The organism is Paenibacillus sp. FSL R10-2734 (assembly GCF_037963865.1).
GTDB lineage: Bacteria > Bacillota > Bacilli > Paenibacillales > Paenibacillaceae > Paenibacillus_AQ.
Genome location: NZ_CP150170.1, coordinates 1401781 through 1427150, shown reverse-complemented (window position 1 = coordinate 1427150; position 25370 = coordinate 1401781). Strand labels below are relative to the sequence as shown.

General features: G+C 42.0%; 17 protein-coding genes and 1 pseudogene. 3 read left to right on the top strand and 15 right to left on the bottom strand.

The window, feature by feature from the left end:
- Window positions 1-31: 31 nt before the first annotated feature.
- Window positions 32-886 carry a copper amine oxidase N-terminal domain-containing protein gene (locus NSS67_RS06385; RefSeq protein WP_339318790.1) on the bottom strand — a complete coding sequence of 285 codons (855 nt, stop codon included), beginning with the start codon at window positions 884-886 and terminating at the stop codon, window positions 32-34.
- Between the two features lie 169 nt (window positions 887-1055).
- Here NSS67_RS06385 and NSS67_RS06380 point away from each other — a divergent pair, with 169 nt between their 5' ends.
- Window positions 1056-2231, top strand: a complete 1176-nt coding sequence (locus NSS67_RS06380) for an oxalate decarboxylase family bicupin (RefSeq protein ID WP_339318789.1) — start codon at window positions 1056-1058, stop codon at window positions 2229-2231.
- A gap of 22 nt (window positions 2232-2253) precedes the next feature.
- On the opposite strand, the gene arsC is transcribed toward NSS67_RS06380, so the two are convergent.
- The 3 genes from arsC to NSS67_RS06365 form a co-directional block, all read right to left on the bottom strand.
- Window positions 2254-2673 (bottom strand): arsenate reductase (thioredoxin), encoded by a 420-nt coding sequence (gene arsC / locus NSS67_RS06375; protein WP_339318788.1) that lies wholly within the window; start codon window positions 2671-2673, stop codon window positions 2254-2256.
- Between the two features lie 21 nt (window positions 2674-2694).
- Entirely contained in the window at window positions 2695-3984 is a 1290-nt protein-coding gene (locus NSS67_RS06370) for an arsenic transporter (RefSeq protein ID WP_339318787.1), read from the bottom strand.
- Window positions 3985-4108: 124 nt separating this feature from the next.
- The gene (locus tag NSS67_RS06365) at window positions 4109-4435 is read right to left on the bottom strand and encodes a metalloregulator ArsR/SmtB family transcription factor (protein WP_339318786.1); all 327 of its coding nucleotides are present in this window, start codon (window positions 4433-4435) and stop codon (window positions 4109-4111) included.
- A 762-nt stretch (window positions 4436-5197) separates the two neighbouring features.
- On the opposite strand from NSS67_RS06365, the gene NSS67_RS06360 reads away from it, so the two are divergent.
- Complete coding sequence (locus NSS67_RS06360; protein ID WP_339318785.1) at window positions 5198-12262, top strand: Ig-like domain-containing protein; 7065 nt, start codon at window positions 5198-5200, stop codon at window positions 12260-12262.
- A gap of 244 nt (window positions 12263-12506) precedes the next feature.
- Here the strand turns inward: NSS67_RS06360 and NSS67_RS06355 are convergent, their stop codons facing one another.
- From NSS67_RS06355 to NSS67_RS06325, 7 genes and pseudogenes are all read right to left on the bottom strand, one after another.
- Entirely contained in the window at window positions 12507-12686 is a 180-nt protein-coding gene (locus tag NSS67_RS06355) for an S-layer homology domain-containing protein (protein WP_339318784.1), read from the bottom strand.
- A gap of 395 nt (window positions 12687-13081) precedes the next feature.
- Entirely contained in the window at window positions 13082-14407 is a 1326-nt protein-coding gene (locus NSS67_RS06350) for a HAMP domain-containing sensor histidine kinase (protein WP_339318783.1), read from the bottom strand.
- The gene (locus tag NSS67_RS06345; RefSeq protein ID WP_339318782.1) at window positions 14408-15076 is read right to left on the bottom strand and encodes a response regulator transcription factor; all 669 of its coding nucleotides are present in this window, start codon (window positions 15074-15076) and stop codon (window positions 14408-14410) included.
- Window positions 15077-15103: 27 nt separating this feature from the next.
- On the bottom strand, window positions 15104-17065 hold the full coding sequence (locus NSS67_RS06340; RefSeq protein WP_339318781.1) for an ATP-binding cassette domain-containing protein: 1962 nt from the start codon (window positions 17063-17065) through the stop codon (window positions 15104-15106).
- Between the two features lie 637 nt (window positions 17066-17702).
- Window positions 17703-18221: pseudogene (locus NSS67_RS06335) on the bottom strand (DinB family protein).
- Between the two features lie 89 nt (window positions 18222-18310).
- Entirely contained in the window at window positions 18311-19111 is an 801-nt protein-coding gene (locus tag NSS67_RS06330; protein WP_339318780.1) for a CPBP family intramembrane glutamic endopeptidase, read from the bottom strand.
- A 592-nt stretch (window positions 19112-19703) separates the two neighbouring features.
- Window positions 19704-19853, bottom strand: coding sequence for a hypothetical protein (locus NSS67_RS06325; RefSeq protein ID WP_339318779.1), 150 nt, complete (start codon window positions 19851-19853; stop codon window positions 19704-19706).
- 141 nt (window positions 19854-19994) lie between these two features.
- Here NSS67_RS06325 and NSS67_RS06320 point away from each other — a divergent pair, with 141 nt between their 5' ends.
- A complete protein-coding gene (locus NSS67_RS06320) occupies window positions 19995-20165 on the top strand; it encodes a hypothetical protein (RefSeq protein WP_339318778.1) in 171 nt (56 codons plus the stop codon).
- Between the two features lie 56 nt (window positions 20166-20221).
- Here the strand turns inward: NSS67_RS06320 and NSS67_RS06315 are convergent, their stop codons facing one another.
- The 4 genes from NSS67_RS06315 to NSS67_RS06300 form a co-directional block, all read right to left on the bottom strand.
- Window positions 20222-20806 carry a dihydrofolate reductase family protein gene (locus tag NSS67_RS06315; protein WP_339318777.1) on the bottom strand — a complete coding sequence of 195 codons (585 nt, stop codon included), beginning with the start codon at window positions 20804-20806 and terminating at the stop codon, window positions 20222-20224.
- 67 nt (window positions 20807-20873) lie between these two features.
- Entirely contained in the window at window positions 20874-21872 is a 999-nt protein-coding gene (locus NSS67_RS06310; protein ID WP_339318776.1) for a globin-coupled sensor protein, read from the bottom strand.
- Window positions 21873-22109: 237 nt separating this feature from the next.
- Window positions 22110-22733, bottom strand: coding sequence for a nitrite reductase (locus NSS67_RS06305; RefSeq protein WP_339318775.1), 624 nt, complete (start codon window positions 22731-22733; stop codon window positions 22110-22112).
- Between the two features lie 32 nt (window positions 22734-22765).
- Window positions 22766-25198, bottom strand: coding sequence for a heavy metal translocating P-type ATPase (locus NSS67_RS06300; RefSeq protein ID WP_339318774.1), 2433 nt, complete (start codon window positions 25196-25198; stop codon window positions 22766-22768).
- Window positions 25199-25370 lie beyond the last annotated feature (172 nt).

The following is a 25370-nucleotide window of genomic DNA, read 5'->3' as shown; positions in this document are numbered from 1 at the left end:
CTGTCTATCTTGTTAGAACTCTCTATGATACTTAATCCGCTCTCAATGTACGTGACCTAAAAATGACGTATTCAGCCTCTTCTGGAATGGAAACGGAAAAAGATAACGATGCTGCCTTGGAGGTCAGCGAATCGGGTCCCTTCAACGTTTGATGATAAGAATTCCCTTTACGATCCACACTCACCAGCTCCAGCTCCGCATTCCCTTCAGGGATGACGAATCCGGAGGTATTTTGCACGCCTAAGGTTAGTCTGTAGTCTTTCCCAGCTTGAGCCTGTGTCAGCACAAAAGGATATAAAGGATAAGGATGTGCTGTCGTTTCCACTGGATAAGGAGCAAGCGCACGATCTGCCTCAGGCTTCGCCCATTCCTCCCCTTTCCTAGCGCCAATGCCAAGGGTTAATTTATTCACGTTATTGAACTGAGTTTCCCAGCGAAATGTCTTTAACCCCTCTAGAATAGGGGATGCTGGAACAAACAGGATTCCATCCTTAATCTCTGGGGCGATCCCTAATGAATCTTCTGTCTCCCCATTAAATTCTGCCTCTAGCTGCCCTGCTTTAATCTTCCCAACCGATCGATCCAGTAGCGAAACAGTAACACTATTCGTTAATGCGTCATAGAGCAATTCTGCACCAATCGCACTCGAGAACGCCCGAATCGGCACCATTAATTTACCTGATTTAAAATAAGGAGCGAGTTTACCTGGAAAAAGGACGTAATACCCCCCGTATGACAGTGGCATTATCTGAGTCCCTAACTGGACAGCCGCCGACACCGATGTAGGTGTAACCGCAGAACCCGCGGCGAACAGGATCACTAATAGACCTATGACATATGCTCTTATCTTCCCTAATCGTTGTAAGGACTCCTTAATATGATTCATCTAAACCTCTCTCCCTCTCTACTCCGTCTAGAACCTTCACCTATATAAGTAATAATCAATGATCCCTTTACGCATGTCAACTTGTTTCACGTTTGCTATTCATCATAAAAGACAGGATTCCGCATATATTTTCATTGAGTTATTTAGAATCAAGAAAGGAGTACGATGGATGACCGATGCTGGACAGGATTCGCCAAGAAAGACAAATATCCCCCAGCCCATTCGAAGCGATGGCGCAGGGGGATTAGATAAAGGACCACGTGATATTATGCGGGATTTGGAGAATCCGGACATGTTTGTCCCTCCCGTGACCGATGCCGGTCTCGTCCCTAATTTAAAATTCTCTTTCTCCGATGCGCATATGCAGCTTAATCATGGTGGCTGGTCGAGAGAGGTGACGGTCAGAGACCTCCCCATCGCCACAACACTAGCTGGCGTAAACATGAGCCTAACCCCTGGCGGAGTACGTGAACTCCATTGGCACCAACAAGCAGAATGGTCCTATATGCTGTTAGGTCGAGCTCGAATTACAGCGGTGGATCAAAATGGTCGAAACTTCATAGCAGATGTAGGACCTGGTGACCTATGGTATTTCCCCCCGGGTATCCCCCACTCTATACAAGGTCTTGAAGAAGGCTGTGAGTTTCTGCTTGTATTCGACGATGGAAGTTTTTCTGATCTGAATACCTTGTCCATTTCCGATTGGTTTGCCCATACTCCGAAAGAAGTGCTTTCGGCTAACTTCGGGGTGCCTGCTGCTGCATTTGACTCCATTCCCAACGAACAGGTCTATATTTATCAGGATCAGGTTCCCGGTTCATTGCAAAGTCAGAAGGTAGAACCTCCATACGGAGAGATCCCGCAAAGCTTTAAACATTCGTTACTGGCTCAACCTCCGCTAAAGACTCCCGGCGGGAGCGTTAGAATTGTCGATTCTAGTAACTTTCAGATCTCCAAAACCGTCGCTGCCGCATTAGTAGAAATTGAACCCGGTGGGATGAGAGAGCTTCACTGGCATCCGAATAACGATGAATGGCAATATTATCTTGCTGGAAAAGGACGCATGACCGTGTTTGCTGGAAATGGTGTAGCACGTACCTTCAATTACAGAGCAGGCGATGTCGGGTATGTCCCTTTTGCATTTGGACATTATATTCAGAATACAGGCGACGACTCCTTATGGTTCCTTGAAATGTTTAAAAGTGACCGATTTGCCGATGTATCTCTGAACCAATGGATGGCTCTAACTCCCCATGAATTGGTTCAAAGTAACCTGAACGTAGGACCAGAGGTTATGAATGCTTTACGAAAAGTGAAATGGCCTGTCGTAAAATACCCTAAGTAAATTGGGTTGCTTCACCCGTTAACTATTCTCCAGTCTCTGCAAATTGTTTGATTCTTTCTCCGATCTGGTCACGCACACGCTGGAACACTGCCCACTTCTCTTCATCGTTCCCTTGCGCTTTTGCCGGATCATCAAAGCCCCAGTGTTCCCGTTTGACCTTTGGAGGTGTCATTGGACATTTATCCGCAGCATCCCCACACAACGTAACGACTAGATCAGCATTGTTCAGCAGATTAGAATCGATTATATCCGAGGTCTGACCAGTGATATCTATCCCTACTTCGCTCATGGCTTGTACAGCTTTTGGATTTAGGCCATGTGCTTCAATACCAGCGCTGTACACGCTCCATTCTTCCCCTAAAAATTGCTTCGCCCAGCCTTCAGCCATCTGGCTCCTACAGGAGTTCCCTGTGCACAAAAAATAAATCGTTTTCTTGTTCATTATGATCTTCCCCTTTTCAAATTAAGTAATTAACAACCACAGATAAAGCCCTAAAAGTGTGATGAACAATGTTGGAATAGTTAATATAATACCCGTCTTAAAATACGTTCCCCAGGATATCTTCACACCTTTTGCCGAAAGTACATGGAGCCATAGTAGTGTCGCAAGTGAACCTATCGGGGTGATTTTAGGCCCTAGGTCCGAACCTATAACATTTGCATATATTAATGCCTCTTTAATGATTCCAGTAGTATGCGTTGCATCAATAGCCAGTGCGTCAATCATTACGGTTGGCAGATTATTCATCAATGATGAGATCAATGCAGCAATGAAACCCATACCCATGGTTGCAGCGAATAGACCCTGATCAGCAATCATTCCTATCGCCTTAGCGAGTAAATCCGTCAGACCCGCATTCCGAAGTCCATATACCACGACATACATCCCAATGGAGAAGAACACAATCGCCCATGGCGCTCCTGTAATTACTTCCTTCACCTTCACGTAAGGGCTTCTTCTCGCCAGAAGCAGGAATGAAATCGCACTTATACCCGCAACGACAGATACCGGAATATTCAAGAATTCACTAACAAAATACCCGACTAAAAGAACCGCCAGTACAAACCATGATAGACGGAACATCTTCTTATCTTTGATAGCCTCTTGTGGATCTTTTAGCTGGGAGTCATTAAACTGCTTCGGTATACTTTTGCGAAAAAAGAAATAAAGCACCACGATACTCGCTATCAAAGAAAATAGCGTAGGTACAATCATCTTACCCGCATACTCCATAAACGTAATTCCGAAAAAGTCAGCCGATACAATATTGACTAGATTGCTGACCACGAGCGGCAGCGAGGTAGTATCCGCAATAAACCCACTAGCGATAATGAACGGAAATACCTTTTTCTCATCAAAATTCAATGCCCTTACCATCGCAAGCACAATAGGTGTAAGAATAAGCGCCGCTCCATCATTCGCAAAAAAGGCAGAAACCAAAGCACCAAGAACGATGACGTACACAAACATTCGTGTTCCGTTCCCCCGTGCCGCTCGCGCCATATGTAAAGCAGCCCATTCAAAAAATCCAATACTGTCTAGAATTAAAGAAATTAAGATAATGGCCACAAAAGCCAACGTAGCATTCCACACCATCTGTGTTACATCCAAAACATCATTAAAGCTGACTACCCCAGCTAGTAAAGCAATGATCGCACCGCCGCAGGCCGACCATCCAATCGATAAATTACGGGGTTGCCAGATTACAAAGATTAAAGTTACTAAAAAAATAAGAATGGCTAGAATGGCCACTGTGCCATCCCTCCTGAACTGTACAACCACATCTTTTTCAACACTCCCATAATCTACGAATACATCCTATATCACCATATAACTATATAGTTATATATAGTCTAAAAAAATCTACAACTAAATTTTAGTCGCAGCATGGTCCGTTAGCTTCTTTATTCAGTGCAGCCAATATCGATTCAGAACTAGGCATCTGTTGAAGAACAGCCTTAAGATGAGGTTTATCCTCAACGTTTAACGAATAATGTACCCACTGTCCACGTTTACTTTCCCTTACGATCCCTCTACTCTTCAATTTCCGTAAATGCTGACTAATCGCCGGCTGAGAAATATCAAAGATATCAAGGAATTCACATACGCACCATTCCCGTTCTTTCAAAAGTGAAAGCATGGCCAATCGCGTCTTATCTCCTAGGAGCTTCAAATCATCTGCAATATCCGTCAGTGACTGCATTCCTTCTTCTCCTCCTTCCGACACTTATATAAGCGAATACTTATATTGTACTGATCTAGGAATTGAGAAGCAAGATTTTTTTGTTGAGGTGTTATAAGAATGCGGCGTCAATGTGTGCGATTACTGCGTATGTCCTTGAGTCGTAGGCTGAACGGATGTTTTTGTCGTTGTTTGTTGCGGAATCAGTTGAGTCCATTGCTTTGACAGCGTTATCGAAAATAGTAAGGGCTTCGACTGGCTTGTCTGTTGAAACACCGTTATCCCGCATGGATTTAAGAGACTCATTTACATTTATTACACCTTTCCAGTGGCAATCGAAGACAGCCATTTTTGAGATTTCCCGCATAGTTGTTCTTTCCGCAGATCCAATAAAAGTGAAGAATTGGGTAGTTAGCCCTTAAACAAATAAGAATATTACCAAACAACATAAAGATAGTTCTAACTTCCAAGCTTTACTGGTGTTATTATGAAAGCGATTACATTAAATTGTTTTCTCGATGGAGGTTGAAAAATGGAGAAAATCCTGAAACATACTAGGTAAAAAGTGCATGTTCTAATTGTGACAATGTTTCAGACAATCGTACTCGACTATTTGCATAGTTTCTCAATGTGGACATCCTGAGTGACGCCGTAGTAGTGTTAAAAAACTGAACGAAAGAGTGATAGAAAATGATAGTAAAGATTCAGCTCAAACGATTATTCATATTTTCTATTCTATTTATATTTAGTTTCACTTCGTTGATCCCCTATTCATTTCCAACTATGAAAGTGAGCGCCGCCAGCATAACAACAGAAATCATCATTGATAATAATGACGCTGAAAAAATTGGTGGATGGAATACCGGCACTTCAAGATCAGGTTACTATGGCAATAATTATGCTGCAACAACAAAAGGAAGCGGAGAAAAGCAAATGATTTGGAGACCGGATATTCAGTTGGAAGGTCACTATAAAGTGGAATACATGCTTCCGAATGGAACTACAAATTCAGATGGAATTCCAACAAATGCGCCTTATACAATTCATCATGCAGATGGTGAAAAGACAATTCGAATTAACCAAATTCACCAAGGAGGCAAGTGGTTAGAACTTGGCACGTTTTATTTTGCGCTAGGAACATCGGGTTATGTATCTCTTAATAATGATGTTGATGCTAACAATGTAATAGCTGATGCAGTGCGTTTTATATATGTGGCTCCCTCAGCCTTAGAGAAACAACCCGTGATAGTCGATAACCTCGTTGCGGAAAAAGAGGGCAATTGGACAGCTTCGAAATATCGCTCCGGCTATTATGGCGAAAACTATCAAACTGCTGACAATGATATAAATACAGTTGGTGTAAGTACGATGAAATGGCGCCCTCTCCTACCTGCTGCAGGATATTATTCGATTTACTATTTACAGCCTGAAGGACAATCTAATGATTATGATATTGCTACAAATGCACCATTCACGATTCATCATAGAGATGGAACAGAAAAAGTTCTTGTTAATCAACGAAAAGCAGGTAATACATGGTATAAACTGGGGGATTTTAAGTTTGATAACGGATCCACAGGTTACGTAGAATTAACAAATGATGCAAATGCTAACGTTATTGCTGATGCATTAAAATTTGTTTTAATAGATGACACAGTACAGCCTTTGGATGCTTCGATTACTGGAATTTGGGAAACCAAAGAGAAAAATGATAATGTTTATCCTAACACCTATTTTGTAGCGTCTCCATTTCAAGATTCACAAAAATTGGCAGAGATTATTTGGACTCCCAAACTGGAACAAGATGGTTATTACAATGTGTATTATATGCAATCAGCAGATAATCGTGCTAAAGCTACGAATGCTCCTTTTTCGATTAAACATGCAGATGGTGAAAATATAATAAATATAAACCAGCAAATTGCAACAGTTGGCACTTGGAATAACTTGGGTTCTTATAAGTTTAATAAACAATCTGGCAGTCATGTTAAATTATCAAATGATGCAGACGGAGTTGTAATTGCTGATGCTGTCAAATTTGCATATACAGGCGCAGATTTATATTATGACAACTTCACTAACCCTATTATCGGACGTTGGAAAGCAAAGGGAAATTGGTTAGACACTGATCAAAATGGCGTGAGAGGAATAAAGACTACTCAAAACGATAGCCTGGCAACAATAGCAGCAGGAAATTCGAACTGGACGCATTACATTGTAGATACAACAGTGACTCCAGCTGTAGAAGACAATAATGGTACTTTTGGAATACTTGGAAGAATTCAGGATGAGCACAACTTCTATTATTTTAACTATAATCCAGCTAAAAAGCAGTTTGAAATTAATGTTGTCAGAGACGGTGAATTGCAACTACTAACAGCTAGTGAGCAAATACAACTGGATTCAACTCCTATTCGACTTAGAGCCGTCATGAGTGGCCCCGAGTTAAGCTTGTATTTGAATGACAGGCTTGTTGCAAGTACACTATATAATCTTTTTCCAAAAGGAAAAAGCGGACTCGCATCCAGCATACCAGAAACTTTTTTCAGTGAATTCATTGTAAAATCTACTACTGAAGTAACAGTTGATTTAGGTCAGTTCAAAATCATGCATGATCAGCCTCGTCAAACTATTTGGGGATTAGGGGTTGAAATTCAAAGCGATTCTATCGGTTCTGGTAATAATGGAATACCAGATGAAACAGTTGCTGTTCCACATGAATTAGTGGAATCAGAAAGACAGCGTCTATATACTGAAATGTTAAACGGTTTTAGATATTTACGCTTAGCTGGCGGATTGTACTACCGTGGTTTGGATGAGGAAAAGAAGCAATTAAAAGAAAGATGGCCGACTCAGTTAGAGGAATTAAGAGAACTTATCGAGGTTTCCGGCATGGAGGGGATCAACTTTGAATATTGGTCACCAACGCCATACTTCAAATCGACGAACAGCTATATTAACGGTTCCTTAAAACGATTTGATGATGCCTTTCTAGAAGAATTTGCGCAATCCGTGAAAAAAGATTTGGAATATTTAGAAAGTAACGGTATTCCTATTGTCGCTTTTGGGTTGCAGAATGAAGCACCACATCAAGTAGGAACCTATCCACATGCCCATTATTCAGGTGAAGAGTATTATAAAGCGATGAAGAAAGTCATTCCTGTTCTAAAAGAACGATTTCCTAATCTTCATGTTCATGCTGATAGCTGGAATGGGCAATATTCTGATGGAAGCTATAGAATCAGACAGGACAAACAATTACTTGACGTAATTGATGCTTGGACATTCCATCGTATTGGTTATGATTCAAATGATCAAATAGATAATGCAAATTATTACAAAGCTAATCGCGAAGAAAAACATGTGTATCAAAATGAGTTCGAGTATTTTACAGACACTAATGACTGGAGATTTGTCAATACAGCTCAGTCAGTAATGAACTGGTTTACTTTCGTCGAATCGCCAACTTGGTATTGGCTGCATGCTCTTAAGCCATTGTATAATTCTGAGGCTTCGGGCTTTTCATTAGGCTATTGGCGGACATTAGATGATGACGACTTTAGTAAATATCCTGATGTAGAGAAAGGACATTGGATTTATAATAAGCAAAATTGGCATTCCTTAGCTGGGTTTTTGAAGTATTTGCCATGGGATTCGGTTAGATATCATGTACAGGAAGATACGGTCCGTGGAGATAATCGAATTATGGCATGGAAATCTCCAGAAGGCAAAGAAGCCTTTGTTATTACTAATCGCTCCCCCGATAATTACTTTACATTTAATGTTGATGTTGGTTCTGAAAAAACTTTTGCTGGTTATCGTTATACACCGACTGAAGAAAATATCCCGATTGGCATTCAGTCTGGACCAACCATTAACTCGACGATGAAAGGCTATTCTGTAGAATTTTGGGTAGAGCTGCCGGATGATTCAATCATACCGGTTGAAGAAATTCAAATTTCAACAGAAGATGATGCTTCAACGATCACAGCTCTCGAAGGAACGCTTCAATTTGCAGCTCAAGTGCTCCCAGAAGATGCAAGTAACCGTAAAGTAACATGGACGGTAACAGAAATAGATGGCAGCACGACAGATAGAGCCACTATTACAAATACCGGGCTACTGAAAGCTAACAAGAATGGAAACGTAAAAGTGGTTGCAACTTCTGTAGACGGTACTAAAGTAGTTGGAAGTAAGATGATTACAATTACAGGTCAAGAAGCACGAGACAGATTCGATCAGAAAGCCTTTAATCTTACCGTTAAACATAGTAACCAAAATATGGATGTTGATGGTGCTTCCTATAATAATGGCGCCAGAATAATTCAATGGACGAAGAATACTGACGACAATCAAAAGTGGACATTCGTTAAGATGGATCCGGGCTATTATAAGATTGTTTCTAAGCATAGCTCGAAAGTGCTTGCGGTTAAGGATGCTTCCAAAAATAATGGTGCTGCAATTATTCAGCAGGAGTATTCAGATGATGAAGAATATAGCGATGAATGGTCTATAATTGAAACTATTGATGGCTACTTCCAATTACAAAATCGTGGCAGCGGCAAAGTGATTGAGATTAGTAATGGCAATAAAACGGAAGCCGCAGCATTCACGCAGAATGAAAATAGCTTGGACGACCATCAAAAACTTTCCCTATCCTTAGATCGAAGAGTCAATCATGACAAGGTAGGAATTGGTGAAAATCAGTTCGATTATAGTATTGGATGGGAGTTCTGGGACAATCATTACACAAAAGATAAGGATTCATATGTGCTCTTGCGCTTTACTGGCTCACAAGTTAAATTATTTGGCGCTAAAGCGAAGGATCAAGGCATAGTTGGCATTTCCATTGATGGCGGCCCTGAAATTTCAATAGATAATTATGCTTCTACAAGACAAGATAAGCAATTGATCTATGAGAGCCCAATGTTAAACAATAAAGAGCATGTATTAAAAATCAGAGTGACTGGAACAAAGAATGAGTTAGCTACAGCCACTTATTTCACCCTTGATTATGCTGATATAGTCTCAAGAGTGGATCGTTTAACAGAGACGGTCTCAATTACAACCGAAGAATCCGAAATCAGTTCAAAAGGTGGAACATTGCAGTTAAAAGCAACTGTACTACCAGCAGGTACAACAAATAAGGATATTATTTGGACTGTGCACGAAACTGATGGCAGCTTAACAGACAAAGCAACAATCAGTGTGGATGGGCTGTTGACTGCTGTTAAAAATGGTGAGATCAAGGTTGTGGCCACGGCTGCAGAGGCTCTGAATGTAACTGATGAAAAATTGATCACAATCAGTGGCCAAAGCGAGACAACGGAACCAATCAAGGTTGAATCGATTGTAATCACAAGTGAAAATGATTTAGATGAAATAACGACCAAAGGTGGCACCTTGCAGTTCGATGCAACCGTATTGCCTGAGGATGTAGAGAATGCCGACGTTATCTGGGCAGTATTTGAAGCCGATGGAACAACGGCAACCGATAAGGCAACGATTAGCGCAGCTGGCTTGCTGACGGCTGTCAAGGATGGCGCAGTTAAGATCGTTGCTGTAGCAGCGGATGGTTCTGGCGTAACTGCTGAAAAAGCAATTACAATCAGTGGCCAAAGCGAGACAACGGAACCAATCAAGGTTGAAGCGATTGAAATCACAAGTGAAAATGGTTCAGATGAATTAACGACCAAAGGTGGCACCTTGCAGCTTAACGCAGCGGTATTGCCTGCCAATGCAGATAATAAAGCTGTCATCTGGAAAGTGTATGAAGCCGATGGAACAACGGCAACCGATAAAGCAACGATTAGCGCAACAGGCTTGCTGACTGCTGCCAAGGATGGAGCGGTTAAGATCGTTGCTGTAGCAGCGGATGGCTCTGGCGTAACTGCTGAAAAAGCAATTACAATCAGTGGCCAAAGCGAGACAACGGAACCAATCAAGATTGAATCGATTGAAATTGCTACAGCCGACAATGCTTCAAGCATCACGACTAAAGGCGGCACCTTGCAGCTTAATGCAGCGGTATTGCCTGCCAATGCAGATAATAAAGCTGTCATCTGGAAAGTGTATGAAGCCGATGGAACAACGGCAACCGATAAAGCAACGATTAGCGCAACAGGCTTGCTGACTGCTGCCAAGGATGGAGCGGTTAAGATTGTTGCTGTAGCAGCGGATGGCTCTGGCGTAACTGCTGAAAAAGCAATTACAATCAGTGGCCAAAGCGAGACAACGGAACCAATCAAGATTGAATCGATTGAAATTGCTACAGCCGACAATGCTTCAAGCATCACGACTAAAGGCGGCACCTTGCAGCTTAATGCAGCGGTATTGCCTGCCAATGCAGATAATAAAGCTGTCATCTGGAAAGTGTATGAAGCCGATGGAACAACGGCAACCGATAAGGCAACGATTAGCGCAGCTGGCTTGCTGACGGCTGCCAAGGATGGCGTAGTTAAAGTCGTCGCTACAGCAGCGGATGGCTCTGGCGTAACTGCTGAAAAAGCAATTACAATCAGTGGTCAAAGAACTGCTGATGGCGGTAATGGCGGTAACGGCGGTAATGGCGGTAACGGCGGTAATGGCGGTAACGGCGGTAACGGCGGTATAGTCCTCCCTCCGACGACAACAAATCCAGCAGTTGAATATCCAGCGTTGTACAAACCGAAAGACAATGAGCTAAAGGTAGATGAGTCTAGCAATAAAGTGAAGGTAGAGATAGACGCAGCTTCCTTTAAGAAGAAGGTTGAAGCGTTTGAAAAAGCTAAAGAGGCTGGCTCAGAGCTTGCAATCGAATTGAATGAGGATTATACAGGCTATGAAGTGGTGATCCCAGTAGAAGAGTTGGAACACTTAGCTCGCAAGCGGCCAGATGCGGTTATTACCATTCAAAGCCCACTTGGCAGCTATACGTTGCCAGTGTCTGTATTATCAGGTGATACTGAACAAGTTGTTGTACGCATCGAGCAAGTAGATCAAACGGTACAAAATAACTTGGTGGAGCAACTTGCTGATATCGGCAAGAAGGCAGTAAGTCAAATTGTCAGCTATACAGCAGAACTGAAGGCCAATGGCGCAACAATGGAGTTGACTACAGCGGCCTATGTAGAGTGCACGCTCATTACTGATGGTGTCGTGAAAGATCCAAACACAGCAACTGTTGTGAAGATAGATCCAGTAACAGGAAAGCTTCACTATGTGCCAGCCGTATTCACGGTTAAGGACGGTAAGACAATAGCGACAATCAAGCATCAAGAAAATGGATTGTATGTGATTGTAGAAGGCAAGAAAACCTTTGCCGACATTCAAACACACTGGGCACAAAAGGCAATGGAAACTTTGGCTTCCAAGCTGATTGTCACTGGTAAAACAGACGAGAGCTTTGACCCGAATGGACAAATTACACGTGCCGAGTTTACGGCCTTGCTTGTAAGAAGCCTTGGCTTGTCAGGCAAAGCAGCAAAGCAAGGATTTACAGATGTAGCATCCGATAGCTGGTATGCATCAGTGGTAAGCGCAGCTGTCCAGCATGGTCTAGTCCAAGGGTTAGGTAGTGGTAAGTTTGCCCCTGACGCACTAATCACCAGAGAGCAGATGGCCGTCATGATGATGAATGCGATCAAGCTTGTCAACGGTGCAGAAGGCATTAGCTCAACTCAGCTAAGCTTTGCAGATCAGAATCAAATTTCCGACTATGCTAAAGATGAAATTTCATTCTTAGCATCCAAAGGGTTGATTCGCGGTAAGTCGGCATCGAACTTTGCTCCGAAAGACATGAGCACTCGCGCCGAAGCGGTCACAGTTTTAAAAAATGCGCTACAATATTTAAAATTTATGAATGAATAATTGCACAGAAAAACCACCGTAATTTCTACACTGAACTCAATAAAGACGACTCCTATTCTTTAATTTGAATATGGAGCCGTCTTTTTTTTACGCGCCACGTATGACGTGTAGCTAGGCGATGAAACTACTTTAAGGGGGCCGGCAGTTGCCAACCATATAGCCAAGAGCAAGAGTCTCTTTCACGAGGATCATCCAGTAGACGGTCTGCATCGATCTAAGGCATCTCCATTTCTCGCTGACTCTACTATTCAAATGCACAGATCAGTCTCATATCCAACCAACGCAAGATCATCGCCAACACTTCCGCCCGCGAAGCTTCTTCTCTCGGTGCGAACTTGACGCCGCTGCGTCCTTGCAGCACGCCCATCTGTCTGAGCGCTTCCACTGTACCCCTCTCTCGCCCACGTCGGTATACTCGCATCATCTGCTAATTGCTCAAGTGTACAAGTCGCAGGATCTACCCGGTCCGATTGACATTACAGCGTTGATCTAAATAAATAATTTGCATCTGCTGGGCCAAAGACGATATCCATGGTTTGAAATCGGAGTGATCACTTCCCGGACGGCGCATACAGGGCATTTTTGCATCGTGTCTCCAACAGGTACATAACGAGAGCCTTCTACATCAAAATAGAGCTTGGTGCACAGCCTATGCTTCCGAAGCGAGCTTTCCTACGGAAAGCTTTCAGGCGGGCGCTATCGCTCCTACAGTTCCAAACTTCTCCTCTTCCTTTTTAGAATGTTTTAGGATCTTCTTATATAGAAGAAAAAAAGAAAAAACAAGCCAGTTATCATAACTTTGGCTTGTTTAGTATGTGGTTATGTTCTAGGGATCGTTACAACAAAAGTGGTCCCTTCTCCGACTTTACTCTCTACTTCAATTTTACAATCATGTATCTTTAGAATTTTCATCACAATGGAAAGTCCAAGTCCATTCCCTTTAAGAGCACTGCTCCGCGCCTTTTCCACCATATAGAATCGATCAAAGATGAGCGGAAGTGCTTCCTCTGGTATGCCTCGTCCGGAATCTTTAATATATACCTTTACAAATGGCTCAGATACCTCGATTTCAACATGAATGGTACCCTCTTGCTCCGTATATTTTATGGCATTATTTATTAAGTTCTGCCAGACCTGATCAAATAAATCTTTATCCACCGTGATCTCGCAAGGTAATAAATCCAATTCAATCATAATATCTTTCCGCGCCCACTGTGGTTCCGCAAATACGATCGTTCTTCTTAATTGTTCGTCTAATTGGAATGTGGTCGGATTAACCGGATGATGTTCCGAATCGAGTGAGGCTAATCGGAGCAGATTATCACTAAGCCTAGATAGACGTAATGTTTCCTCATAGATAATATCCAGATGTTCTTTTTGCTGATCTAATGGAATAACACCATCTTGCAGTGCTCTTGTAAACCCTCTAATCGAAGTAAGCGGTGACTGCATTTCATGGGACACATTGCTGACAAAATCATCACGAACAGCGTCCATTTTTTGCAGTTCACTAGCCATACGATTAAAGCTCTCCATCAGTTCTCCAACTTCATCTTTATTACGATAAGTCAATCGGAAAGATAAATTGCCTGACGCCATTTCCTTAGCAGCAACAGTCAGCTTTTTGATCGGCTTCACAATGTACCCGGACATGAACAAGATAAGCAAACTTCCGATGACTAGTACAGCTAGTAGCGTTAATATGAGAATATATCTCAATCCCAATACAATCATTGAAAAGTCAATTTTAATGATGAAAGCACTTTTACCATCATCTACCTTGGGAATCCCTACGATAGCAAGTCCGCCCTTACCAGATAGAAAAACTGCATCGGTTGTGTTGGTGTTGAATAGGGTAGCCATATTTTCCTTGTCTAAAGAAAAGACAGGGGCACTCGAGTCATTAACCATCGCTATATCTATGCCCAACTTATTAAGAAGATCTGCAAATGCATTTACTTTTTCCGGATCATCTATTAGGTTTATTACTTTTGCTACATCTTCAGCTATACTAGTGAACAAATAGTTTGGGGTACTATTTTTTTCTGCAAACTGCATAAAAAGAAAAAAGGATATAATCAAACTAGCTAAAACAATACCAATGAACGTCACAACGATTCGAAAACGCAGACTTTTTCTCACCATCTATGCTAACTCCAGACGATATCCAAGCCCTCTTACCGTAGAAATGATGAACTGAGGGATAGGCTCAAGACGCTCTCTTAAGCGTTTGATATGCACATCAACCGTCCGCTCATCGCCTTCATAATCCATTCCCCATATATTTTCTATTAGCTGAGTACGTGTGAAGATTTGCTTTGGCGAACCCGCCAAAGCAAATAACAATTCACATTCCTTCTTTTTTAATTCAACCGTTTGATCGGCATTAGCGACTGTTAGATTTCCTAGATCAATCGTTACTCCCCCTAATTGAATAACATTCGAAGGAGTCACATGATATCTCTTCAATAATGATTTCACACGCAGAACCAATTCTATGGGATCAAACGGCTTTACTAAATAATCGTCTGACCCTGCATTAAATCCCCTGACTTTATCCTTAGACTCTCCTTTGGCTGTAACCATTAGGATCGGCATATCAATATAAGATCGGATATCTTCTGTCAGTTCAATGCCATCGATATGCGGCATCATCACATCCACAATCGCTAAATCGATTTTCGTGTGAGCTAGAATGTCTAATGCAATTTGACCATCTTCCGCTTCCACTACAGAAAACTGATCTTTTTCTAGATATAATCGTATTAATTTGCGAATATGGGAATCATCGTCAACCACTAGAATTGTGCTCATACATCAATTTCCTTTCCAACTTTGTATTTATTCGTATCGTAGAGATTCCATTGGATCGAGCTTGGCAGCCTTCGATGAAGGCATCAAACCAGCAATGATACTAATTACTGTACTTACAACTAATCCGAATACGATATATGATCCAGATAAGTTAATAAGCTTTACGCCAAAAGCATTTTCCAGAAGTATATTTAACCCAAAACTAATGACTGCTGCAAAAATTATTGCAAAAACACCACTAAATATTCCTAATAATGCAGATTCGGAAAAGAATATTCGCTTGATATCTTTTTTTCTTGCCCCAATGGCACGAAGAATCCCGATTTCCTTAGTCCGTTCTACCACACTAATATAAAGGACAACCAATATCATAATCCCTGATACGATGAGCGAAATTCCTGCAATACCAGATAGAACGATCGTAGCCATATCCACATAAGTCGTGATACGCTCCATGATTGCTGCCGTTTGGGAGCCTGAGAAGCCCATATCAACAGCCGCTGCATTAATACCCTTCACATATTTCATATCAGTTGCAAAAGCATTAACCTGAATTGGGCCAATGGTAAGCCCTTTATCCGTATACATATGCTCTAGTGTCAGTGTAGGAATATATCCTGTTGGTGCCATTTGTGCTCTTGGATCAGCGCCTTCATAAATACCAGAGACAATAATTTCTTTCTCCAGCGTTATCGGTTTATGATGAGCATCCATTTCAGTAATATACAGATGAATAGATTTCCCTACCATAGATTCCGGTTGATCAACTCCGCTTAATTGACTTGCTATTTTCATTGGTAACAAAATTTCATTTTCTTTTGGTAGAGCCCCTGCTTTAATCGTCGCTTTATCAAATGTATCGTTTAAGGTGGTTAGTTGTGTTAGACTACCCGTTTGTTCCTCAAAAACCGTAGTAGACTTGCCTGTAATGGTTGTTATGGTCTCTACACGATCTACATTTGGAAAGTTACGGATCGTTTCAACATCAGTCTTTGTAAACGTAACGCCTGGTAACATCATCGCTTCTGGACCTTTCATGTCCTTGGCTTCCGGATTTGGCTTAGTGATATCCACAAGTAAAGGGTCCATACTTGAATTAATTTCATTATTAATATAGCTCGTAATCCCATTTCCTAAGGAAAGCATCAAGAGTACACTTAAAATACCTATAGATCCACCCAATGCTACCAATACATTACGTTTGGCGTTGAGCTTCATGTTTTGAAGGGCCATTTTGAAAGAAGCAAGTAAGCTGAGATTTCGGGATGATCCATTTCCCCCATCGTAGGTAGCCATAGAACGATCTTTTAAATGAATATCATCTTTAACTAGACCCTCTTCAAGCTTAACGATACGGCTACCGTAGTCGGCTACTTTCTGCGAGTGGGTTACGGTAATAACCAAAATTCCTCTTTTCGCAATGCTGTCCAACAAAACTAAAATTTGATCACCTGTATCTTTATCCAATGCACCCGTAGGTTCATCTGCTAAAATAATGTCTGGATTATTCGACAACGCGCGTGCAATCGATACCCGTTGCTTCTGTCCACCGGATAGTTGATTTGGACGTTTTTTCAGATGATCCTTTAATCCTACCTCAGTCAAAATATCTATAGCACGTTTGTTACGTTCCTTCTCGCTTGTATTCGTCATCTGCATCGCAACTGTAACATTTTCCAAGACGGATAAATGTGGAATTAGATTAAAGTTTTGAAATACGAAGCCAATATTGTTCTTGCGATAATCATCCATTTCCTTTTCGGTCATCTTGCTTAGGTTCTTTCCACGAACAAGGACATCGCCCTCATAATCAGAGTCCATTCCACCAATGATATTCATCAATGTGGACTTGCCGCAACCAGACTCTCCGAGGATGGAAACAAATTCGCCAGTCTCAAAGCTCAAATTCACATCATGGAGTACAGGAACCTTTTCTTTACCATATAAAGTATACGATTTTTTTACATTCTTAACCTCTAATATTTTCATTCCGTTCTCTTCCTCTCATGGTCATACCCGTTATCTCTTTCTTTGATGTCTCTATCCTAACAAATCTATGTGAACTGATAATGAACTGAAAATTTAAATTATTTTCATAAATAATTTCACAACTATTTTCATTGAGTTTATTCTCCCGTCTTGGCGATACCATTCACCGAGAGAAAAAAGCGTAAAACTAATGCCTATCAGCATTACATTCGGACCCCAGAGTCCTTATCTACAATAATTGCACTGTTCTCGGATTCTATCGGACTCCAGTGACTTTATTGGACTGAAAACACAGGATAACACCCCTATTTTTGGTGATTAACGTCTCCGGAGTCCGCAAAACGTTCCAAAAGGCTCAAAATCCACAGATAACTGCATCTGAGTCCGTTACGCACGAGTATGTACTTCATTTCTATCAAAAAAAGACAACCTTCAATAACCGAGGTTGTCTTGTTACCTTTATGTACGTTAATGAGCCAAGGAATAGGCAATTTGCCCAACTGCTTTTCCTGAGTAGTAGACGATGTCGAAGATTATGCTGCCGTTATAACTTTCGAGAACAACGGATACTTTTTATTTAAGATCCTTACACTCTCAATGAACTCCATAACTACACCTCCTTCTAGATCAAAATGCTCTAAGCTAACGCTCTTTTTCGTATCAGTCTTATTTGGCCTCGATGATTGATCTCATCTTCAAATACGTGAAACCACATGAAGTAGTAGTTGGCTGGCTTGTTATACCAGAACTCTTCTTCTATATATAACCAGTCGTCATTCACGGTTGCGAATAAATCATACGTTTTTTGTCTAACTTCATTTAATCGGTCTAAATAATAGCTAAGATCATTTCCTTTAATAATTGCTCATCCTTCATCCCCTAAATTCAGTGCTGGCCCCCATATCGTTAGCTCTTCTTCGGATAAGTCTCTTCCTTCAAACGTCGCCACTTGATACGCAAATTCCACAGCAGCGTAGTGTAATAATAACGCTCCAATAGAATTGCTCTCAGAATCCAATAAATAGTCTAGTTGGTCTACACTTAGATCCTTAACCGCCTCTAATGTTGTGTGTCTTGCATAGTTCATCATGGATAAAAGACGACCAATTTGCGGGGGATAACCGGGGATATCTGAGATAAGATATATTCTGTCCATATCGATCATAATGGGATCTCTCCTTCACATCTTCGAAATCATATACTTTTATGCATGATATTGATTCATCTATAAACAAACGCGCAGAGTTATAGCTCTAAAATGACACGCTGTCGTTTCATCCTGAGGTTGCGATTCAGAATCCAGACGGCCACGGCGCCATATAAAATCACCGGGACCCAACCACTCTCTCCAGCTACATATTCCAACATCGGTGATGAACTCGTAGTAATATTACGCAGCACACTATCTACCGCATTATTAGTTCCATGCAAAAGCACAGCCGGCCATATGCTACCAGAGGTCAGCCGTAATTCATTCATAATAATTCCTGCAAATACAACGGATAAGGTGAAAAGAGTCAACACGAGCCAGCGGTTCCCAGAAGAGTGATAGGCACGCGGGCCAAGAATCGCCGGATAATGCCATATCGCCCAGATTAAACCCAACGTTATACTTGAAGTAACTCTTCCCATCCATTGAAAACGCGGGAGCAGCCAGCCCCTCCAGCCAATTTCTTCACCCAATGCAGATATCGAACCTAGAACAATATAAACGACCAAATATATAGCCGTCTTGATCCATGAATCTGGAGGAATCAAGCTTGATGCCCATCCTGTCCAATAGACAGCATACCCTGCTCCCAGTGAACATAAGGGAATGAGCAAAGCCAATATGTATTCTTTCCTTCCTTTAAATTTGAAGCCTAACCTTCTCCAGCCCTCAGCACTATAACCATCTCGCACAATCAAGAACATCATGAGACATACTGCGAGTAACGGGGTAAGTCCGTACAGTCCTTGTGCCGTTTCTGGGAGTAGCAACATCCCGAGCGCCATTGCCCACACGATAATAATAAATAGAAAAGACTGTTTCTTGTCTGACAGCAATATTCTCACCTACCTTTTTCATAATGTAACTGACCATAGAACAGCTTGATGCGATCTTCACAAAAGCCTTCCACAGCAATGCTTTCCATATGGTTCAAGAGCTATGGTGCTGCTTTTTCCAAATCCATTCTCCCTCAATTTCGCTTAAGCTACTCCGTGAGATCAGACTCCATTATCATACTTCTAATTGTATTTAAAGTCATTATTTACCACAAAATTTCTCTTACGAAAAATTTCCATGAGCACTCGACTCACATCCCATAACCCATAACCCATAACCCATAATGAAAATGTTATTCCCTCTTATTCATCCATACCTTTCCCTTGGCTAGAGATTCCTGCAAATGTACAGGAATATCCCCACTTATGATTCGAAAGCTTCTTCTGGACCAAGAATTACTGCAGATTCGCAGGAATTCATCGTCTAGCCTTCCTTCTATCAATTAAAGATGTACTTTTGCAGGATTATTCGCCGGGTTATAGTTACTGGTTAGTCAAACTTACATTTACGCAAAAAAAAAATGCCCCACAGCCCTCTTCCTTCATGGCTGTTGGGACACCCTTTAATTGGACACCCGCAATAAGGATCTATTTACACGCCTACACTCATCATCGCTGCTCGCCAGCCACGCCAAGAAGTGATATTCTCCGCTCCCTCAGTGGCATAAACCTCATTGGGGTTCGACTCGATCACCAAGATGGCTGAAGAAACTAAAATAACCTTAGCTGACGCTGAACTCACTTAGGTTTCCTCAAACAACACAAAAAGCCCCCAACTGAATTGGGAGCTTTTTGTGCTGTTCTGGCTATTGTCGAAGTAAGCTACTGGCATAAAATTCAAACAACCTTCTCATACTATGATGAGAATATGGAGGTGAATGTAATGCCTAAAAATGATGCCAGTCCCAAAGGATCACCGGGAAAACATCAACCAAGCAAGAAAAATAATGCACAGAATAACAATAATTTTAATGAAGCGGCTCAGATGGTAAACATCGATAAAGCTGCCGATTATGTCCCTAGCTTAAACGGCGTTTCCAAAACAGACGTCTAAACCGCACTATAAAACGAAAAACACTCCTCAGAATTTTCTGAAGGAGTGTTTCAATGTTATATGCGATACGTCAAGCCTACCACACCGTTGCTGTAAGCTTTAGAGTCTACAAGCTGAAGAGAGACTTGATCCATGATCTCGTCAAAAAGACGCATTCCAGAGCCAACGACTACAGGACAGATATTGAGCCTTAGCTCATCTAACAGCCCATTTTGTAATAGGGATCTCACTAATCTCGGACTGCCAGGGATCTGTATGTTCTTTCCAAGCTGTTGCTTTAGCTTCGTAATTTCCTCGAAGAGCATGCCCCTGATCAGCGTCGCAGGCTGCCATTCGAGCATGTCCTCCGTAATTGTACTGGAGACCAGATACTTGGCAGTATGGTTCAGGAATCTTGCCATGGGTAGGTCATCACTCTGATACTGCCAGAACTGGGCTAACATCCTGTAAGTACGTGGTCCCAGAAGTACAGCATCCGCCTGCGCGACACCTGCCGCAATCGTCTCATTCATTTCAGTGCTGCCCCACTTCTTAGGCGAAGCTTCAAGCGAGTCTACTACCCCATCCAACGACATGAATAATCCTGCTACAATCTTTCTTGTCGAAGTTTCTGCTTCTTGCACATGATGATCTTCAGGCATGCTCACCTCTCCTTGTACCAAGAATGAATATTTAATATTCGATCTGCAATATGTAGGACTTTCTAGTTTATTTCAAGCTTTCTAATTCGACGGTTACTTTCTCAATCAACTTCACGAAGGAAGCCAGCTCTTGTGAGCCTTTCACCTGATCTCTAGAATACATGGAGTTGTATTCCGAGTCTTTTTTCACCTTAGACAGTGTGGAATTGATATTATTCAGCTTCTCATCAATCGTTCCTATTGAATCTTTAGAGCGACGAGCTAGCTTCCGGACTTCATTCGCAACGACTTCAAAACCTCTCCCGTGCTCCCCTGCTCTTGCCGCTTCAATGGCCGCGTTTAAACCTAAAAGATGCGTATGATCTGCCACTTCCCTAATCATTGTACCCACTTGATGAATAGACTCTACCTCTTTGTCGAGATATAACACATTTTGATGCGTTTTCTCTTGATAATCAGCATTCTTACTGGCTAAATCCTCGATGGATTCACTACTGTCTTTTAGTTGAACCATTAAAGATACTAATTCTTGAACAGCAGAACTAACACCTGTAAGCATATGATTTTGCTTCTCCAATAGGTTCTCTATTTTTGCTTTCTCATCGACTTCGTAGGCTTCAAGAACCAGCTGTGAATCCAGATTGAACATCTTGGTTAATGCATGAATGACGGGTTGCCACTCGGTCGGTAATATCCGTTCAAAATGAGCTGTAGCAAGATCCAAATATAATATGTAAGTTCCCAAATACCAATTCGTTGTCAAACCAATACGCGAGTGAATTTTACCTATAAGCAGTCGTTTCTCAATAAACGCTTCATCAATCACACCCGATGCCATGGATAAAAAATACCACTGCTGCGTTTCTTTCAATCGCACTAGTGTACTGTGTTGCTCAATGATGTGGAGTAGCTCAGGCTCCTCAATCATCTGTTTATACAAATCATCTACAAGCGAGCTTACGATTAAGTTAAATTCTTTTTCCTTACTTTTCAATACCTTCAAATCAGCCTCAGTAATCCCAATATAGCTAACTTGCTGTTGTCGCTCTGAACTAAGATTGATCATAATTTGGTCAACTACCCTCTCATTCTGTTTATATAATGTTCATCGCAGCTTCCATGCCATCCCCTATGGCATCTATTTATCTTGATAACAAAGGTATTATTTGTATAAATTCTAACACTTTATTTACTTAAATAGTTTATTAATTTTACAAACTTTTCATTTCATATATTCATCTTTAACAACACTAAAAAGAGGAGCTCCTATAAAGGAAGCCCCTCTTAAATTTATAACCTTACCCTACACTGCAACAACTTGTTGCAGCAATTCTATCGTCATCCTATCAATGAATTTCTTGAATTTCTCTTTCCCTTTGGCGTTGACCTTGTAGTAGTTAATCAATGACAAAATCACTGGAATGAGTTGATCTTCAGTCAGCCCTGATCTAAGGGATTGCGCGATTGAAGTCTTAAGACCTTTAGGTTCTCCTCCAACAAAAACCTCATAGGTATTACGCATTTTTACAACGCTGATGTCTTTCAACAAAGGCTCACTTGTTCCGAGTGCACAGCCCGCATAACCAATCTTCAGTGGCGTAGGCGTTTCAATCCCTGCTATGGACTGATTTAATTTCTGTGCAACTGCCAGCCCCGCTTCCTCAGCCCCTTTACAAAAATTACATGCAATCAGGCTTTTCGTGACAAAACCCGCTGGATATACTTCCAACCCTATACGCTCAAGTTGCTCCACAATCTCTTCACGTTGTTCAAGAGGCACCTCCAAATAAAGCTGTTTAAAAGATGTCATCTCAATTTGGGCATTCATCCCTAGAATAGTTCCTATTGTAGCAAGCTGCTCAGGTGTAAACAGGCTCCCACCCACTTGAATTGGTGGCGCAACTGCAATTTTCGTTATCTCTCCCATATCCTTATCTCCGTCTCCATTCCTATAGCAATTTAGTTACGGATCTTCACACGTTGCAAACGAAGTGCGTTAAGTACCACGGAAACCGAACTGAGTGCCATTGCCGCACCCGCTACCCATGGAGCCAAGAAACCCAGTGCTGCAATCGGAATGCCAAGTGAGTTGTAACCAAGTGCCCAGAATAGATTTTGTTTAATATTAGTCATTGTTTTACGACTCATGTAGATGGCATCAGGAATACTGGATAGATCGCCACGCATCAAAGTAACATCCGCAGCTTCCATAGCCACGTCAGTACCGGTACCGATTGCCATCCCAATATCTGCTGTAGCAAGGGCTGGAGCATCGTTGATGCCATCGCCGACCATGGCTACGATCTTCCCTTGCGCTTGTAGCTTTTTCACTTCCTCCGCTTTTCCTTCTGGAAGCACTTCAGCACGTACATGATCAATGCCGACTTGGGCTGCAATTGCCTTCGCCGTACGTTCGTTATCTCCGGTAATCATGATGACCTGGATACCCATTCCTTTCAACCGACTGACAGCAGCCTGAGAGGTTTCTTTAATGGTATCCGCTACTGCTACCATACCCGCGTACCCTTTATTTATAGCAACAAGCATCGCTGTTTTTCCCGATTCTTCTAATGTGGACATTATGTTATAGGCATGACTTGCCTCTACGCCGTATTTATCCATGAGACGCCGAGTACCAATTAACAGCTCTTTGCCTTCCACGACAGCCTTGATCCCAAAACCTGGTATAGCTTCAAAAGATTCTGTCCCTGGCAATTCAATATTTCTTTCCAAAATGCCTGCAACAATAGCTTCTGCAAGTGGATGTTCCGAATTCTTCTCAGCTGCACCCACCAGTCTAAGAAATTCTGTCTCATTACCCTCGACCAAAATATCGGTAAGCTCAGGTTTACCCTTTGTTACTGTACCTGTTTTATCCAAGATGATTGTGTCAATTTTATGCGTTTGCTCTAAATGCTCTCCGCCTTTGAACAGGATTCCCAGTTCAGCTGCACGTCCGGAACCAGCCATAATGGAGGTTGGTGTCGCCAGACCCAAAGCACAAGGACAAGCGATAACCAGAATAGCGATTGCTTTTTCCAAGGCACCTGCAAAATCACCCGGTGTTACGAAGAAGTACCATACTAAGAACGCTACGATAGCAATCCCAACAACAATAGGTACAAAAATACCGGAGATAACGTCAGCGACCCGTTGAATAGGAGCTTTCGAGCCCTGTGCTTCCTCTACCACTTTAATGATCTGCGCAAGAGCGGTTTCTTTACCTACTTTTGTTGCCTTGATTCGAAGTATACCGTTTTTATTAATCGTCGCTCCAATGACGGAATCTCCAGCTTTCTTTTCAACAGGGAGGCTTTCACCGGTCAGCATGGATTCATCTACCGACGAGATCCCTTCCAGCACTTCACCATCCACAGGTACTTTATTACCTGGACGAACAAGCACTATATCCCCTGCAATAACTTCCTCAACAGGAATGCTTAATTCTTCCCCGTCGCGAACAACCAAAGCCGTCTTGGCTTGCAGTCCCATCAAGGATTTAATAGCTTCCGATGTCCGTCCTTTTGCCAAGGATTCGAACAATTTCCCCATCAACACTAGCGTAATCAGTACAGCACTCGTTTCATAATACATTTCTGGTCCATGATGCGCGCTCCCACCATCGACAGCCCAAACTATGGTTAAGTACAAGCTGTAAAAGAATGCCGCCGAGGTCCCAAGCGAAACCAGAACATCCATATTCGCACTGCCGTTACGTAGCGCTTTATAAGCACCGATGTAAAATTGTTTACCAATATAAAATTGAACTGGTGTTGCCAAAATCAATTGGAACCATGGATTCATAAAAAGATCAGGCAGCCATATCCACGAAGTGAATGAAAAGTGGCTCACCATCGCCCACAGCAGCGGAAACGATAGGATTGCGGAGATCAGAAGCTTACGCTTCTGCTTGGATAAATCTTGTTGTCGCTGATGCGCTGGGTCACCCTGCTCTTGTTTGGGAACAGCCTTGTATCCAAGCTTCTCCACCCGATTCTGCATGTCAGATATAGAAACTTCAACAGGATTATATTCGACATGAGCTGTTTCCATCGCAAAGTTCACATTGGCCATGCTTACACCCGGCAGCTTATTCAGAGTCTTTTCAATTTTCAGCGCACAAGCAGCGCATGTCATACCTACCAGCTGTAAATCTACAGCTTCTTTAGCTGTGCTGTATCCAAGCTTCTGAATACTTGCTTCCATCTTACTTACGTCCACTATGTTGGGATCATAAGTCACTGTGGCCCTTTCCATTGCAAAGTTTACGTTGGCTTCTGCTACACCTTCTAGCTTGTTCAAGCCTTTTTCTATGCGGTTTGCACAAGCAGCACAGGTCATCCCTGTGATCTGAAGTGAAGTTTGTGATTGTCCCGCCCCAGCAGTTGTCATTATATAAACACCTCTTCCACATTTGTGATGATTTCCATTGTTTGTATCATCCTCTTCTTGACGTTAGTATACCCCCCTACCCTATATTTTGTCAAGCAACAAACTCTATCCTAATCACCTAAAAAGGAGCCTTCTCAGTAACAGAAATACTGTTTCTGAGAAAACTCCTTCT